Origin of the sequence: Paraburkholderia fynbosensis, from assembly GCF_902859935.1 — a bacterium.
GTDB lineage: Bacteria > Pseudomonadota > Gammaproteobacteria > Burkholderiales > Burkholderiaceae > Paraburkholderia > Paraburkholderia fynbosensis.
Genome location: NZ_CADIKI010000002.1, coordinates 1 through 14979, shown reverse-complemented (window position 1 = coordinate 14979; position 14979 = coordinate 1). Strand labels below are relative to the sequence as shown.

The 14979-nt window shown below is 62.8% G+C and carries 11 protein-coding genes; 2 read left to right on the top strand and 9 right to left on the bottom strand.

Annotated elements, in window-relative coordinates:
* Positions 1–6: 6 nt before the first annotated feature.
* The 7 genes from HV770_RS03020 to coq7 form a co-directional block, all read right to left on the bottom strand.
* A complete protein-coding gene (locus tag HV770_RS03020) occupies positions 7–1419 on the bottom strand; it encodes a UDP-N-acetylmuramoyl-tripeptide--D-alanyl-D-alanine ligase (RefSeq protein WP_175158046.1) in 1413 nt (470 codons plus the stop codon).
* On the bottom strand, positions 1416–2963 hold the full coding sequence (locus HV770_RS03015; protein WP_175158045.1) for a UDP-N-acetylmuramoyl-L-alanyl-D-glutamate--2,6-diaminopimelate ligase: 1548 nt from the start codon (positions 2961–2963) through the stop codon (positions 1416–1418). Before HV770_RS03015 ends, HV770_RS03020 begins: the two co-directional genes overlap by 4 nt.
* Positions 2960–4825 (bottom strand): peptidoglycan D,D-transpeptidase FtsI family protein, encoded by a 1866-nt coding sequence (locus HV770_RS03010; RefSeq protein ID WP_175158044.1) that lies wholly within the window; start codon positions 4823–4825, stop codon positions 2960–2962. The genes HV770_RS03015 and HV770_RS03010 overlap by 4 nt, the downstream gene beginning before the upstream one ends.
* Positions 4822–5172, bottom strand: coding sequence for a cell division protein FtsL (gene ftsL, locus HV770_RS03005; protein WP_175158043.1), 351 nt, complete (start codon positions 5170–5172; stop codon positions 4822–4824). The genes HV770_RS03010 and ftsL overlap by 4 nt, the downstream gene beginning before the upstream one ends.
* The gene (rsmH, locus tag HV770_RS03000; protein WP_175158042.1) at positions 5169–6122 is read right to left on the bottom strand and encodes a 16S rRNA (cytosine(1402)-N(4))-methyltransferase RsmH; all 954 of its coding nucleotides are present in this window, start codon (positions 6120–6122) and stop codon (positions 5169–5171) included. Before rsmH ends, ftsL begins: the two co-directional genes overlap by 4 nt.
* Positions 6123–6137: 15 nt before the next feature.
* Positions 6138–6566 carry a division/cell wall cluster transcriptional repressor MraZ gene (gene mraZ, locus HV770_RS02995; RefSeq protein ID WP_120289375.1) on the bottom strand — a complete coding sequence of 143 codons (429 nt, stop codon included), beginning with the start codon at positions 6564–6566 and terminating at the stop codon, positions 6138–6140.
* A gap of 462 nt (positions 6567–7028) precedes the next feature.
* On the bottom strand, positions 7029–7667 hold the full coding sequence (gene coq7, locus HV770_RS02990; RefSeq protein WP_175158041.1) for a 2-polyprenyl-3-methyl-6-methoxy-1,4-benzoquinone monooxygenase: 639 nt from the start codon (positions 7665–7667) through the stop codon (positions 7029–7031).
* 301 nt (positions 7668–7968) lie between these two features.
* On the opposite strand from coq7, the gene HV770_RS02985 reads away from it, so the two are divergent.
* Complete coding sequence (locus HV770_RS02985; RefSeq protein ID WP_175158040.1) at positions 7969–9138, top strand: porin; 1170 nt, start codon at positions 7969–7971, stop codon at positions 9136–9138.
* A gap of 196 nt (positions 9139–9334) precedes the next feature.
* Here HV770_RS02985 and HV770_RS02980 read toward each other — a convergent pair whose 3' ends face one another.
* Together HV770_RS02980 and HV770_RS02975 are read right to left on the bottom strand one after the other, a co-directional pair.
* Positions 9335–11008: a long-chain fatty acid--CoA ligase gene (locus HV770_RS02980; RefSeq protein ID WP_175158039.1), complete on the bottom strand. Its 1674-nt coding sequence runs from the start codon at positions 11006–11008 to the stop codon at positions 9335–9337.
* A gap of 146 nt (positions 11009–11154) precedes the next feature.
* Positions 11155–13233: a molybdopterin-containing oxidoreductase family protein gene (locus HV770_RS02975; RefSeq protein WP_175158038.1), complete on the bottom strand. Its 2079-nt coding sequence runs from the start codon at positions 13231–13233 to the stop codon at positions 11155–11157.
* Positions 13234–13421: 188 nt separating this feature from the next.
* On the opposite strand from HV770_RS02975, the gene HV770_RS02970 reads away from it, so the two are divergent.
* A complete protein-coding gene (locus HV770_RS02970) occupies positions 13422–14618 on the top strand; it encodes a M20 aminoacylase family protein (protein ID WP_175158037.1) in 1197 nt (398 codons plus the stop codon).
* The last annotated feature ends 361 nt before the right edge of the window (positions 14619–14979 follow it).

Below are 14979 nucleotides of genomic sequence, written 5' to 3'. Positions count from 1 at the left end.
TCTATTTCAATGTGCGGCGGGCGTCGAGCCCGCTGCGTTGGGTTGTGGACTCGTCACGGCGTCCACCACGCGCTCCATTTGCATGAAGCGCGAGCCTTTCACGAGAAACGTTGCGGCAGCGCCGAAACCGGCCTGCTGCAATTGCGCGATCAACGTGCCGACGTCGGCCACGTGATGCGCGCCCGCGCCGTATGCGCTGCAGGCGTCGCGCGAAGCGTCGCCCATCGCATACAGCGCGTCGATGCCGCGCTCTTTGGCGTACGCACCGATTTCGCGGTGAAACGCCGGACCGTTGTCGCCGACTTCGCCCATGTCGCCCATCACCAGCACGCGCGGTGCGGCGCACGAGGCGAGCACGTCGATCGCGGCGCGCATCGAGTCGGGATTGGCGTTGTAGGTGTCGTCGATCACGGTGGCGCCGGCGAGCGCGCCGAGTACGGCCTGCTTCACCTGCAAGCGGCCTTTGACGGCGCCGAACGATTCGAGGCCGCGCCTGATCGCGTCGAGCGACACGCCCGCAGCCAGCGCGGCGGATGTCGCGGCCAACGCGTTGTGCGCGTTGTGGTCGCCGAGCACTTGCAGCGTGACGTCGAGATGGCCTTCGGGCGTGTCGATGCTCAGTTGCTTGCCGTCGAACGCGCCCGTCACCGCTGCTTCGGTCGCGCGGCCATCGTTGTTCAACGCGAAGTCGATGATGCGGTTGCCGGTTGCCGCTACGCGCCAGATGCTCGCGTAGGCGTCGTCCGCCGGGAAGACCGCGACGCCTTCTGGCTTGAGTGCGTGAATCACGCTCGCGTGTTCGAGCGCGACCGCTTCGACGGTCGCCATGAACTCCTGATGCTCGCGCTGCGCGTTGTTCACCACGGCCACCGTCGGCTCGGCGATTTTTGCGAGCAGCGAGGTTTCGTCCGGATGGTTCATGCCGAGTTCGACCACCGCCAGTTGATGCGCGGCGTGCAGACGGAACAGCGTGAGCGGCAAGCCGATGTCGTTGTTGAAGTTGCCCGCGGTCGCAAGACGCGCGTGATCGCCGACGGCGGCGGCGAAGATCGACGCGATCATTTCCTTGACCGTGGTCTTGCCGTTGCTGCCCGTCACCGCGACGAGCGGCATGCCGAACCGGCGACGCCAGCCGCGGGCGAGCGCGCCCAGCGCGACGCGCGTGTCGGCCACGCGAATCGCGGGCACGCTCCAGCCGTCCGGCGTGCGCGTGACGAGCGCGGCCGTCACGTTGCGCGCGGCGACTTCCGGCAGGAAATCGTGCGCGTCGAAACGCTCGCCTTTGATCGCGACGAACAGATCGCCGGGACCGGCACTGCGGCTGTCGGTCGACACGCGTTCGAATGCGACCCCATCGTCGCCGGGCACGGTTGCGCCGGGAATCAGCGCGGCGGCTTCACGCAGCGTGAACATGCTCATTCGCTACCTCCGCGTGCATGCGTCGCCCGCGCGGCGAGCGCGAGGCGGGCGTGGTCCTGATCGGAGAAAGCGCGTTTCTTGCCCATGATTTCCTGTGTTGCCTCATGCCCCTTGCCGGCCAGCACGATGACGTCTTCGCGCGCGGCGCCGCGGATCGCTTGCAGGATCGCGCTCGCGCGGTCCTCGATGCGGCGCGCCTTCGACGCGTCCTTCATGCCCGCGGCGATCTGTTCGATGATCGACTGCGGGTCTTCGCTGCGCGGGTTGTCGCTGGTCACGACGACGCCGTCCGCGAATCGCTCGGCGATCGCGCCCATCAGCGGACGCTTGGTCGCGTCGCGGTCGCCGCCGCACCCGAACATGCAGATCAGTTCGCCGCCGCGCGCGGCCGCCATCGGGCGCAGCGCGTCGAGCGTTTTTTCGAGCGCGTCCGGCGTGTGCGCGTAATCGATTACAACGAGCGGCTCGTCGTTCTGCAGGCGGCCGCCGAGGCGTTGCATGCGGCCGTTCACCGATTCGAGCTTCGCGAGTTCGGCGAGTGCGGCATCGAACGGCACGTCGGCGGCGAGCAGCGCACCGAGCACGCCGAGCAGATTGCTAACGTTGAACGCGCCGAGCGTTTGCACTTCGACTTCAGCGTTGCCCCAGTCCGATGTGTTCAGCTGGAATGCGGTGCCGGTGGCGGTTGCGCGTATGTTCGATGCGAGCAGCAGCGCGTCGGCTTGCGGCGCGTCCTGCTGAGCGGCGTCGAGACCGTAGGCAATCGTGCGCGCGTGGCGCCGCGTGCTGGCGAGCAGACGGCGGCCGGCGGCATCGTCGCGATTGATCACGGCAGCGCGCAGGTCGGGCCACGCGAACAGACGCGCCTTCGCCGCCTCATAAGCGTCGAACGTGCCGTGATAGTCGAGGTGGTCTTGCGTGAGATTCGTGAACACGGCGATGTCGAACGCGGTGCCGTTCACGCGCCCCTGATGCAGCGCGTGTGACGACACTTCCATCGCCACCGCCTGCGCGCCCGCCGCGCGCAATTGCGCGAGGCTGCGCTGCAGTTGCGGCGCGTCGGGGGTCGTGAAACCGGTGTGCACGAGCTGGCCAGGCAAACCGGTGCCGAGTGTGCCGATGATCGCGCAACGCTGGCCGAGCGCGGTCAGCGCCGCCGAGATCCACTGGCTGCACGAGGTCTTGCCGTTCGTCCCGGTGATGCCGAGCGTCAGCATGCTGTCGCTCGGGTCGTCGTACCAGCCGCTCGCGATCGAACCGGCGATTTCGTTCAGCGCCGGCACGGCGAGCGCGATGGACGGATCGATCGCGCCGCCGAAGCCTTCGGGCTGAACCAGCACCGCGACCGCGCCACGCTCGATCGCGCCTTCGATGAACGGGCGGTTGTCCGCGCCATCCACCGCGTAGGCGAAAAACACGTCGCCGGCCGCGAGCGAGCGCGTGTCGGCATGCAGATGCGCGTCTGGCTGCACGCGGGCGTGCAGCCAGGTGAGGGCGTCGGCCACCTGCCGGTGCGCTGGGTGCTTGGTACGCAGCGCGCTCATCGCTCGACTCCGGGGTGGCTCTTCGCGCTGGCGGAAATCGTCATCTTCTTCGCGCCGGCGCTGGTGGAAATCTTCCTGGCGCCCGGCGGCGTAGCCGGCGCGCCGGGGGCGGCCGGCGCCGCATCGTCGGACACGACCATCTGCTTGACCGGCATGTCCGGCGGCACGTTCAGCGAGCGCAGCGTATCGCCGACGATGCCCGAGAACACCGGGCCCGACACCTGCCCGCCGAAGTGGCTGCCCGCCGTCGGTTCGTCGACGGACACGGCCACGACGATGCGCGGATTCGGCATCGGCGCCATGCCGACGAACGACGCGCGGTATTTGGAGTGGTCGTAGCCGTGCGCACCATGCTTATACGCGGTACCGCTCTTGCCGCCGACGCGATAACCCGGCACCGCCGCATCGGGCGACGTACCGCCGGGCGCCGTCACGGTTTCGAGCATGGCGCGCATTTCACGCGCGGTCGTCGGCGCGAAAATCTGCGGGCCGGTGGCCGGCTGGTCGCCTGGCGTGCGGAAAATCGACACCGGCATGATCTCGCCGTCATGCGCGATCGCGGTGTACGCGCGGCCCAGCTGGAACAGTGACACCGACAGGCCGTAGCCGTATGACATGGTGGCCTGCTCGATGCGGCGCCAGCTTCTCCACGGACGCAGACGGCCCGCCGCCGCGCCGGGGAAACCGACCTTCGGCGCCTGGCCGAGACCGATGCTGGTGTACATGTTCCACATCTCTTCGGGCTTGAGCTGCATCGCAATCTTCGTCGCGCCGATGTTGCTTGACTTCTGGATTACGCCGCCCACCGTCAACACGCCGAAGCCGCTGTCGTCGGTAATCGGTGCGCCATCGAGCACAAAGCGGCCCGCTCCCGTATCTACCAGTGTAGTCGGCGTCACGCGGTGCAGATCGAGCGCGAGCGACACCGTGAACGGCTTCATGATCGAGCCCGGCTCGAACGTATCGGTCAGGATGCGGTTGCGCAACTGGTCGCCGGTCAGGTGCGTGCGGTCGTTCGGGTTGTAGGTCGGATAGTTGACGAGCGCGAGCACTTCGCCGGTGCGCACGTCGATCACCATCGCCGCGCCGGCCTTCGCCTTGAACTTCTCGACGGCCGCTTTCAGGTTCGTGTACGCGATGTACTGAATCTTGCTGTCGATCGACAGATCGACGTCCTGGCCGTTGTGCGGCACGACCTGCTCGTCCACATCCTCGATGATGTGGCCCATGCGGTCCTTGATCACGCGCCGGCTGCCCGACATGCCGGCGAGCAGCTTCTGGTCGCCGAGTTCGACGCCTTCCTGGCCTTCGTCCTCGACGTTCGTGAAGCCGATCAGGTGAGCCGTGATCTCGCCTTCCGGATAGAAACGCTTGTATTCGTCGCGCGCATAAATGCCGGGGATGTTCAGCGCCGTCACTTTCGCAGCGACGTCGACCGGCACCTGGCGCTTCACGTAGACGAAGTTCTTGTCTTCCGACAGCTTGCGGCGCAGTTCTTTGTTCGTCATGCCGAGCAATTGCCCGAGCGAATTCAGCTTGTCCGCGCCGAGGTCGTCCGGCACCGATTCGGGAATCGCCCAGATCGCGCGCACCGGCAGGCTCGTGGCGAGCACGAGACCGTTGCGGTCGAGAATCTTGCCGCGCGTAGCCGGCAACTCGAGCCGGCGCTGATAGCGGATTTCACCTTGCTTCAGATAGAACGCGTTGCCCGGTCCCTGAATCCAGAAGGCGCGCCCGGCCAGCGCGACGAAAGCCATGAACAGCAGGAACACGACCAGTTTCGAGCGCCACATCGGCAGACGCACGGACAGGATCGGATTGGCCGAAAAGGCCACGCTCTTGCGAGCCGACGATTTTTTCATCGCACGCCTCCGCGACGGGTCGCCGCCGGCGCGGACGCCGGACCGGATGTCGGAATCGGCGCGTCCTCGGCGCGCGCGGCGCCCGCATCGAGCGTCAGATATTGCGTGCGGCCGGTCGTGACCGATTGCATTTTCAGCGAGGCGGTGGCGAGCTGCTCGATGCGCGAGGTCTTGGAGAGCGCGCTCTGCTGATATTGAAGCTGCGAATAATCCTGCTGCAGCTGTCGCTCCTGCGATTGAGCGCGCTGCAACTGGATGAAGATCTGCCGCTGCTGGTTGGTCGCATTGACGACCGACAAGGCGCAACCCATCACGATGATCAGCAGGAAGATGTTGAGACGATTCATGGCACGATCCGCTCCGCCACACGCATCACGGCAGAACGGGCGCGCGGATTCGCGGCGACTTCAGCGTCGCTCGCGAACACGCGGCCGATGATTTTGAGCGGGGGGCTCGGCAAATCGACGGCGCGGATCGGCAGACGACGATCGACCGCAGGCGTACTGGCGTGCGCCTGCATGAATCGCTTGACGATCCGGTCCTCGAGCGAATGAAAGCTGATGACCACCAGCCGCCCCCCTTGCTCCAGCAGCGACAACGCTGCTTCTAAAACGACTTGCAGCTCCGCAAGCTCTTGATTGATGTGAATCCGTATAGCTTGAAAGGTGCGGGTTGCCGGATCCTTGCCCTTCTCACGGGTTTTGACGACGTTAGCCACGATTTGGGCAAGCTCGCCCGTGCTGACGAGAGGCCCAAGACGGTCGGACTCTGCCCGGCGAGCAACAAGCGCCTTTGCAATCTGAAAAGCAAACCGTTCTTCCCCATAATCTCGTATCACCTCCGTCAGTTCCTGCACCGTGGCCCGCGCGAGCCAGTCAGCGGCAGACTCGCCGCGCGTCGGGTCCATCCGCATGTCGAGCGGGCCGTCGGCGCGGAAGCTGAAGCCCCGCTCCGGATCGTCGATTTGCGGCGACGATATGCCCAGATCCAGTAAAACGCCCGACACCCGCCCTACCCCGCGCTCCGCAATCGCGGTGCGCAGTGAAGCAAAACTCTCGTGCACGATGCCAAAGCGCGGATCCGCGATCTGCTGTGCCGTGGCAATGGCGAGCGGATCCTTGTCGAACGCGATCAGACGCCCCGACTCGCTCAGCCGCTCCAGCACGAGGCGGCTGTGACCGCCGCGCCCGAACGTACCGTCCACATACACGCCGTCCGCGCGCGTGACCAGCGCATCGACCGCTTCATTCAGCAGCACCGTGCGATGCTGCAATTCGTTTCCCATCGCAGGTGCCATATATGTAAGCCGCGATCAGAACGTGAAATTCTTCAACGCTTCGGGCATGCCCTCGGCGATCGCCGCCTGTTCCTTCGCGGCGTAGGTTTGTGCATCCCATAACTCGAAGTGACGCCCCATGCCGAGCAAGGTCACTTCTTTCTCCAGCCCACCGGCCGTGCGCAGTTCCGGCGACACGAGCACGCGGCCTGCGCCGTCCATATCCACATCCATTGCATTGCCGAGAAAAATGCGCTTCCACCAGGCCGCGTTCATCGGCAGCTTGTCGACCTTGTCGCGGAAGATTTCCCATTCAGGGCGAGGAAAGAGCAACAGGCAGCCGTCCGGGTGCTTGGTGATCGTCACCCGGCCCTCTGCCTGTGTTTGCAGCGCATCCCGATAACGAGAGGGAATCGACATCCGCCCTTTCGCATCGAGCGTCAGCGCCGACGCCCCTTGGAACACTTCGTTCTCCCCTGTCGACCGGAGTTGGCGCTTTAGCGCTTACTGCGGTCCCATGCAACTGGTTGCTCGCCGGCACTTTTGTGCCCGCTGTCCGATTCGTGAAAATCTACCCCAAACCGCCCGCGAGATCACACAAAAATACACTTTCTCACACTGTCTCCCACTTTAGAGTAACGACAAACAGGGGTCAAGGGAGCCAGCCGGTTTTCGAGCGAATTTTGTTTGTTAGAACAAGGACTTAGCGCGACTACTTCACATCAGACATAAAACGGAAAACCGTTATAAATGAATGAGCTAGTGCAACTTGTGAAGGTGATACGTGAAAAGTCTGAGGGAACAGTACGGAATGAAACAGATCGCAGCGGGGAATTAAGAGACGGCAGAGGGTGACTCGAGGATCTGCGGCGGACGGCGCGCGAGGCGCCGTCCCACTTCGGAAACGGGTGCGCGGTGGCCGCGCCTTTATATGTAATAGGCAGTGCGAGTCATGACTTTCGAAGCCGCACGCATCAGCGCGCGCGCGGGAAACGGCATCTCGACGCCGCCGGCATCCATGGCCGCCTTGCCGTGCGCCATTTCGTCCGCGCGCATCTGCTCGACGATCACGCGCGACTCATGGTCCGCAGCGGGCAGGTGATCCAGATGGCTGTCGAGATGCTGCTCCACCTGACGCTCGGTTTCAGCCATGAAGCCGAGGCTGACGCGGTCGCCGAGGCGTCCCGCCGCGAGGCCGATCGCCAGCGCCCCCGTATACCACAGCGGGTTCAGCAGGCTGGGACGCGAGTCGAGCGCTTCGAGACGCTTCGCGGTCCACGCAAGGTGATCCTCTTCCTCGGCGGCGGCGTGATCGAACACGGCGCGCAACGACGGCGACCGGGTCGCAAGTTTCTGAGCCTGATACAGCGCCTGCGCGCATACCTCGCCAACGTGATTGACGCGCATCAATGCGGCCGCGTGCGCGCGCTCCGCCGGTGACAGTTCGGGCGCCTGCGCCGTCACCGCCGATTCTTGCGGAACCGGCAACGGACGACTCATCCGCGATACGCCCGTGATTGAGCGTAAACCCCGATCAAACTCGCTAATCAACTCGTCCAGAAACATTAAGCACTCCCTGATTCAACAATCGCTTCATCGAACCGGCGGGTCCGTGCGACAGGGGTTTGCGGCGCAAAACCAGTTTCGCGGCAAGCACGAATTCGCATGAATCAACCAGCCAATTTTGGATTTTAGACCATGTTGCGTAAACGAAACAGGAGCGTTCCTGGCGACCTCCTTTTTCTTTGTGCCATGTATGCCTTTTGTTACATTACGTGCAACTTCTCGCGAAGTTAGACAGCAAGGCCTCAACGCTAGATAAATATTCGCCTTGTACAAAAGATTCGTAATCCTTGGAGATCATTCGATGAAAAAGTCGCTTCTCGCTCTCGCAGCACTGGGCGCATTCGCAGGCGTCGCACATGCTCAGAGCAGCGTGACCCTGTACGGCATTATTGACGTTGGTATCAACATGAATACCAACGCAGGCGGCAGCCACAAGTACGACATGTCCAGCGGTGTTCTGCAAGGCTCGCGTTTCGGCCTGCGCGGCACGGAAGACCTGGGCGGCGGTCTGAAGGCAATCTTCGTGTTGGAAAACGGCTTTGACGTGACCAACGGCAAGCTGGGTCAAGGCGGCCTGATGTTCGGTCGTCAAGCTTACGTCGGTCTGTCGAGCCAGTTCGGCACGGTCACGCTGGGTCGTCAGTACGACTCAGTCGTCGACTACGTCGGTCCGCTGGAATCGGGCGACCAATGGGGCGGCTACATCGGTGCTCACCCGGGCGACATCGACAACTTCAACAACGCATACCGCACCAACAACACGGTCAAGTTCACGAGCGTGAACTATGGCGGCCTGACGTTCGGCGGCACGTACAGCCTCGGTGGCCAGGCAGGCAACATCACCGGCAACCAGATCTGGTCGTTGGGTGCTGGCTATAACAACGGTCCTCTCGTGTTGGGCGTCGGCTACCTGAACGCACGCACGCCGGCAGCGACGGGCGGCCTGTTCAACAACGGCGGCACGACGACTGCAGCAGCTGCCGCAGTGACGAACCCGATCTACGGTGGCTTCACGTCGGCTAACACGTACCAGGTGATCGGTGCAGGCGGCGCATACACGTTCGGCGCGGCAACGATCGGCCTGACGTACTCGAACATCCGCTTCGCCAACCTCGGCAAGTCGTTCGCGTCGCCGTTCGCTGGCCAGTCGGTTACGTTCAACAACGGCGAAATCAACTTCAAGTATCAGTTGACGCCGGCATTGCTGGTTGGCGCAGCGTATGACTACACGCGCGGCGCGGAAATCAACGGCGCAGACCGTGCTCAGTATCACCAAGGCTCGCTGGGCGTGGATTACTTCCTGTCCAAGCGTACCGACGTCTACGTGATCGGCGTGTACCAGCACGCTCTGGGTGAAACGCTCAACCAGGCTGGCGCTACGGTCGACGCAACGGCAGGCATCAACGGCCTGACGGGTTCGTCGGGCAGCAACCAGTTCGCGGCTCGCGTCGGCATCCGCCACAAGTTCTAATAAGTCGTAATAAAGCAGTCTGCCTCAAAGGCGCCTTCGGGCGCCTTTTTTTATGGCGGTTGCGCTTGGCTGCCAGGTGCAATGTGATGACAAAAGAGAAAGCCCCGGCAGACTTCCGTCTGCCGGGGCTTTCTCTTTTTGCTATGCGCTCCGTGATGTCGGCTTCGTGTGGAATCAGGCGCTTCGACGGTTGCTCTTATGCGCGCCCGTCGCGCAACTCGCGGCGCAGAATCTTGCCGACATTGCTCTTTGGCAGTTCCGTGCGGAATTCGACGACCTTCGGCCGCTTGTAGCCGGTCAATTGCGTCTTGCAGTACGCGAAGATATCCGAGTCGGTCAGCGCCTCATCCTTCTTCACGACGAACAGCTTGACGGCCTCGCCCGAGTGCTGGTCCGGCACGCCGACCGCTGCGACTTCGAACACGCCCGGCAACTTGGCGACCACGTCCTCGATCTCGTTCGGATACACGTTGAAGCCGGACACCAGAATCATGTCCTTCTTGCGATCGACGATCTTCACGAAGCCGCCGTCGTTCATCAGACCGACGTCGCCCGATTTGAAGAAGCCGTCCGGCGTCATCACCTTGGCGGTGTCGTCCGGCCGGTTCCAGTAGCCAGCCATCACCTGCGGGCCGCGAATGCAGATTTCGCCTGGCTGACCGAGCGGCACTTCGTTGCCTTCGTCGTCGCGAATCGACACTTCCGTGGATGGCAACGGCAAACCGATCGTCCCACTGTATTCGGTGACGGTCACCGGATTGCACGTCACACATGGCGACGTCTCCGACAACCCGTAACCTTCGACGATCGGCGTATTCGTCAACTCGAACCAGCGTTTGGCGACCGCCTCTTGCACGGCCATGCCGCCGCCGTTCGCGGTGAGCAGCTTCGAGAAGTCGAGCTTGTGGAAGTCCGGGCTGTTCAGCAACGCGTTGTATAGCGTATTGACGGCGGGGATCGTCGTGATCGCATAACCTTCCAGCGCCTTGATCATGCCCGGGATGTCGCGCGGATTCGGAATCAGCACGCCGAGTCCGCCGGTGCGGATCGTCAGCAGCCCGCACACGGTCAGCGCAAACACGTGATAGAGCGGCAGTGCGACGACGGTGATGAACTGGTCGATGTCTGTACGGTTCGCGCGAACCGGATTGAGCCACGCCTCCGACTGCATGACATTGGCGATCAGGTTCCGATGCAGCAACGTCGCGCCCTTCGCCACGCCGGTCGTTCCGCCCGTGTACTGGAGAAACGCGACGTCATCCGGACCCTGTTGCACCGGCTTGAAATGCTGGCGCCCGCCTTCCGAGACCGCGGCGTTGAACTTGACGTGGCCCGGCAGATTCCACGCCGGCACCATCTTTTTCGTCTTGCGCACGACGAAGTTGACCAGCGTGCCCTTGATGCCCATCAGATCGCCCATCGCCGCCACGACGACGTGCTTGACCGCGGTATTGCGCACGATTGCCTGCAGCGTATGCGCAAAGTTTTCGAGCAGGATGATCGCTTCCGCGCCGCAGTCCTTCAACTGATGTTCGAGTTCGCGAGGCGTGTACAGCGGGTTCACGTTCACGACCACGTAGCCGGCCCGCAGAATCGCGGCAATCGCGACCGGATATTGCAGCACGTTCGGCATCATGATCGCGATGCGCGCGCCGCGCGCGAGACCCTTCGACTGAAACCACGCAGCAAGCTTGCGTGAAAGCGCGTCGAGCTCGCCGTAGCTGATCTCCTTGCCCATGCAGACGAACGCTGGTTTGGCGCGATGCTCACGAAAGGCTTCTTCGAGCAGGTCGGCAACCGATGAATAGCGCGTCGGGTCAATGTCTGCGGGAACGCCGGGCGGATAAGATTTCAGCCAGATTTTGTCCATGCAGCGTCTCCTGATTTATTTTCGAATGGTCGTGCTAAAAACGCATCGTAGCATGCGCATCCCGTTGCTATTTGCGAAAAGCCACCGGGTTAGACGACAGCCTCCAACCCGCTGGAGGCGAACGCTGCCGGGATTCCTGACGGGTTTCAGACGCGCTCGACTTCGACGAGGCAGTCGTAGAAAGTGGCCGATCCGCCGAGATCGGTGAGCGCCTGGCTTGTCACCTGGTTGGCGTTGCGGCCGTCCGGCGCGAGCTTTTTCCACCAGATGGAAAGGCCGACGACCAGCCCTTCGCGCGCTTTGTCGGTGACGCGGGCGCGCGCCTGCATCGAGCCGCGATCGTTGAAGATGCGCACCTGCGCACCGTCGACGATGTCCCGTGCGTGCGCATCCGCAGGATGGATGTCCAGATGCGGCTCGCCTTCCGTCGCGCGCAGACTTTCGATGTTCACGAACGTACTGTTCAGGAAATTGCGGGCGGGCGGCGAGATCATCGCGAGCGGGTAACGCGCGGCGAGTTCGGGCGCGCCGTCGGCGGACTCGTACGGCGGCAGGTAGTCGGGCAGCGGATCGAGGCCTTGTTGCGCAAGGCGCTCACTGTAGAACTCACATTTGCCGGACGGGGTTCGGAAACCACCGTCGGCGAAAGGGGCGTCGGGCAGATTCAGCTTTGCCCAGCCGACCTTCTTCAACGCGTCCCAGTCCGTGCCTTCCAGCGTGCTGTCCTGCCAGCGAAAAGCGGCCTGCGCGACGGCTTCGTCGCTTTCGAACAGCGCCGGTTCGTCGAAGCCCATCCGATGTGCGAGGCCACGGAATATTTCCGTATTCGGACGTGCGTCGCCGACCGGGGCGATCGCCGGCAAGTTGAGCATCACATGTGTGTGACCGTACGACTTGTGCACGTCGAGATGTTCGAGCTGCGTCGTCGCGGGCAGGAGCAGATCGGCATAGTCCGCGGTGTCAGTCTGAAAATGCTCGAGGACGATGGTGAACAGGTCTTCGCGCGCGAAACCCGCCGCGACCCGCTCCGAGTCCGGCGCGACCGCAACGGGATTCGAGTTGTAGACGACGATGGCTTCGAGCTTAGGGCCGAACGTGGCGTCGCCGGGATGCAGCAGCGCGTCGCCAATCGCGTTCATATTGATCACACGGCTTGGCTTGGCGGGCCAGCCCGGCATCAGGTCCGGACGCTGCAGGGCATGCGAATCGACCGGTGCCCAGCCTCCCGACGATAGCAACGCCCCGCCCGCTCTTTCGCGCCATGCGCCCGTCAGCGACGGCAGGCAAGCAATCGCGCGTACGGCGTTGCCACCGCCGCGCACCCGCTGCAACCCGTAGTTCATGCGAATCGCGGCTTTCTTCGTACTCGCGTAAAGTCGCGCGAGATCGACGATCACCGACTCTTCGATGCCGCAAATCTCGCTGACTCGCGACGGCTGGTAGCTGAGCGCTCGCGCCTTCAGTTCCGCAAAGCCCAGTGTGTGAGCCGCAATGTAGGCGTGATCGAGCAGGTTCTCCGTAATCAGCACATGCATCATGCCGAGCGCCAAGGCGCCATCCGTACCGGGCTTCAGTGCAATGTGCTGGTGGCATTTTTCCGCCGTCAGCGAACGGTACGGATCGATCGCAATCAGTCGCGCGCCACGACGCTTGGCTTCCTGGGCGCGGGTCCAGAAATGCAAGCTCGACGCGATGGGATTCGCGCCCCAGATGAGGATCACCTCGCTCTCGGCGAAAAACTCGGTGAGCATGCCGATGCCTGCGCCGTAGGTATATTTCAAGCCGGCCGCGCCGGCCGCCGCGCAAATCGTGCGGTCGAGTTGCGAGGCGCCGAGCTTGTGAAAGAACCGCTGCGCAATGCTGTCGCCCTGCACCAGCCCCATCGTGCCGGCATAGCTGTAGGGCAAGATCGCCTCCGGCGAGCGGCGTGCAATCTCTGACAGACGGGTGGCCGCGAGCTCCAGCGCTTCGTCCCAGGTGATCGGCTCGAAGCGGCCCTCGCCTTTGCGACCGACACGCTTCATCGGCGTGCTGAGCCGGTTCGGATGGTACACACGCTCCGCATAGCGGCTGACCTTGGTACACAACGCGCCTTGCGTCGGCGCATGGTCGGGATCGCCGGCGACCTTGATCGCCCGGCCATTCTCGACGGTCACACGCATCGCGCAGGTGTCAGGGCAATCGTGCGGGCACACGGCGCGAGCGAATTCAGTCGGGGCGTTCATTGTCGGAACTTCGTCGAAGAAGCAGTAAGCAGTGAGTAAAGCGGGATTTTATTACGTCCACTGGCAGTTAGCCTGGATGGTGCCGCCAAAATTGCCTTCGGCGTAGAATCGTTTATCACCGTGCCCGGGTCGATGTGACCCCGAGCGATCCCACGCAAGTCAAAGCACAAGCGCAATATCACTCCATCATGAAACTGATCCCAGAAATCCAGGCCGCTCACGGCGAAATTCAGACCCTTCGACGAACAATTCACGCCAACCCCGAACTGCGTTACGAAGAGACTTCGACTGCAGATCTCGTTGCCAGAACGCTTGAGTCCTGGGGCATTGAAACTCATCGCGGATTAGGCAAAACCGGCGTGGTCGGCGTCTTGAAACGCGGCAATAGTTCCCGCGCCATTGGCCTGCGCGCCGATATGGACGCGCTGCCGATTCAGGAGTTGAACAGCTTCGATCATAGGTCGAAAAACAACGGCAAAATGCACGCGTGCGGCCATGACGGACATACCGCGATGCTTCTCGGTGCCGCCCGGCATCTGGTCAAACACGGCGAATTCGACGGTACGATCGTATTCATTTTCCAACCGGCGGAAGAAGGCGGAGCCGGCGCCCAGGCAATGATCGATGACGGTCTATTCGTCAAGTTTCCGGTGGATGCGGTGTTCGGCATCCATAACTGGCCGGGAATGCCGGCGGGCCACTTCGGCGTGACCGAAGGCCCGATCATGGCATCGAGCAATGAGTTCCGGATCGAAATAAAAGGGGTGGGCTCGCATGCAGCGCTTCCGCACAACGGCCGGGATCCTGTCTTTACGGCGGTGCAGATCGCAAACGGGCTGCAGAGCATCATCACGCGGAACAAAAAGCCGCTCGATACTGCCGTCCTGTCAATTACCCAGATTCACGCCGGCGACGCGGTCAATGTCGTCCCCAACGATGCGTGGATCGCCGGGACGGTTCGAACATTCACCACTGAAACGCTCGACCTGATCGAAGCGCGTATGCGCAAGATCGCTGAAAGTACAGCAGACGCTTACGATTGCTCCGTCACGATCCACTTTCATCGAAACTATCCGCCGACTATCAATAGTGGCGAGGAAGCCCGTTTTGCTGCTTCGGTTATGAAGGAGATCGTTGGGGCAGAGAATGTCGACGACGCGGTTGAGCCGACCATGGGCGCGGAGGACTTTTCGTTCATGCTGCTGGCGAAGCCGGGTTGCTACGCCTTTCTAGGCAACGGCGATGGCGGCCACCGGGAGGCCGGACATGGAGCTGGCCCTTGTATGCTGCATAACGCGAGTTACGATTTCAACGACGAATTATTGCCAATCGGGTCGACGTATTGGGTTCGTCTGGCACAACGGTTTCTGCCGCAGGGGAAGTAGTGACCGGCACACGGCAACGTGTGAGGCGTCGCCGCTTGTATTTGTGCTGCCGGGCGCGTGATGGGGTGGGTAATGTGATTGGCGGGGAGTGTACTCGCCGCCATTTGGAACTGTTGGCTTATGCGGATGCGCTGGGGATAGGGGAACGCTGAGGTGCCGTCCGGAGCAACGCGCGAAGCGCCTGCCCGGGCCGTTTTCCTCTATTCCGTACGGTGCCCTGCCGCGCCGTAAACGCAGAAACCCCACCTTGTCGGGGTGGGGTTTCTGTTGCTGCTGGGGAGCCTGACGATTACCTACTTTCACACGGGCAATCCGCACTATCATCGGCGTGGAGTCGTTTCACGGTCCTGTTCGGGATGGG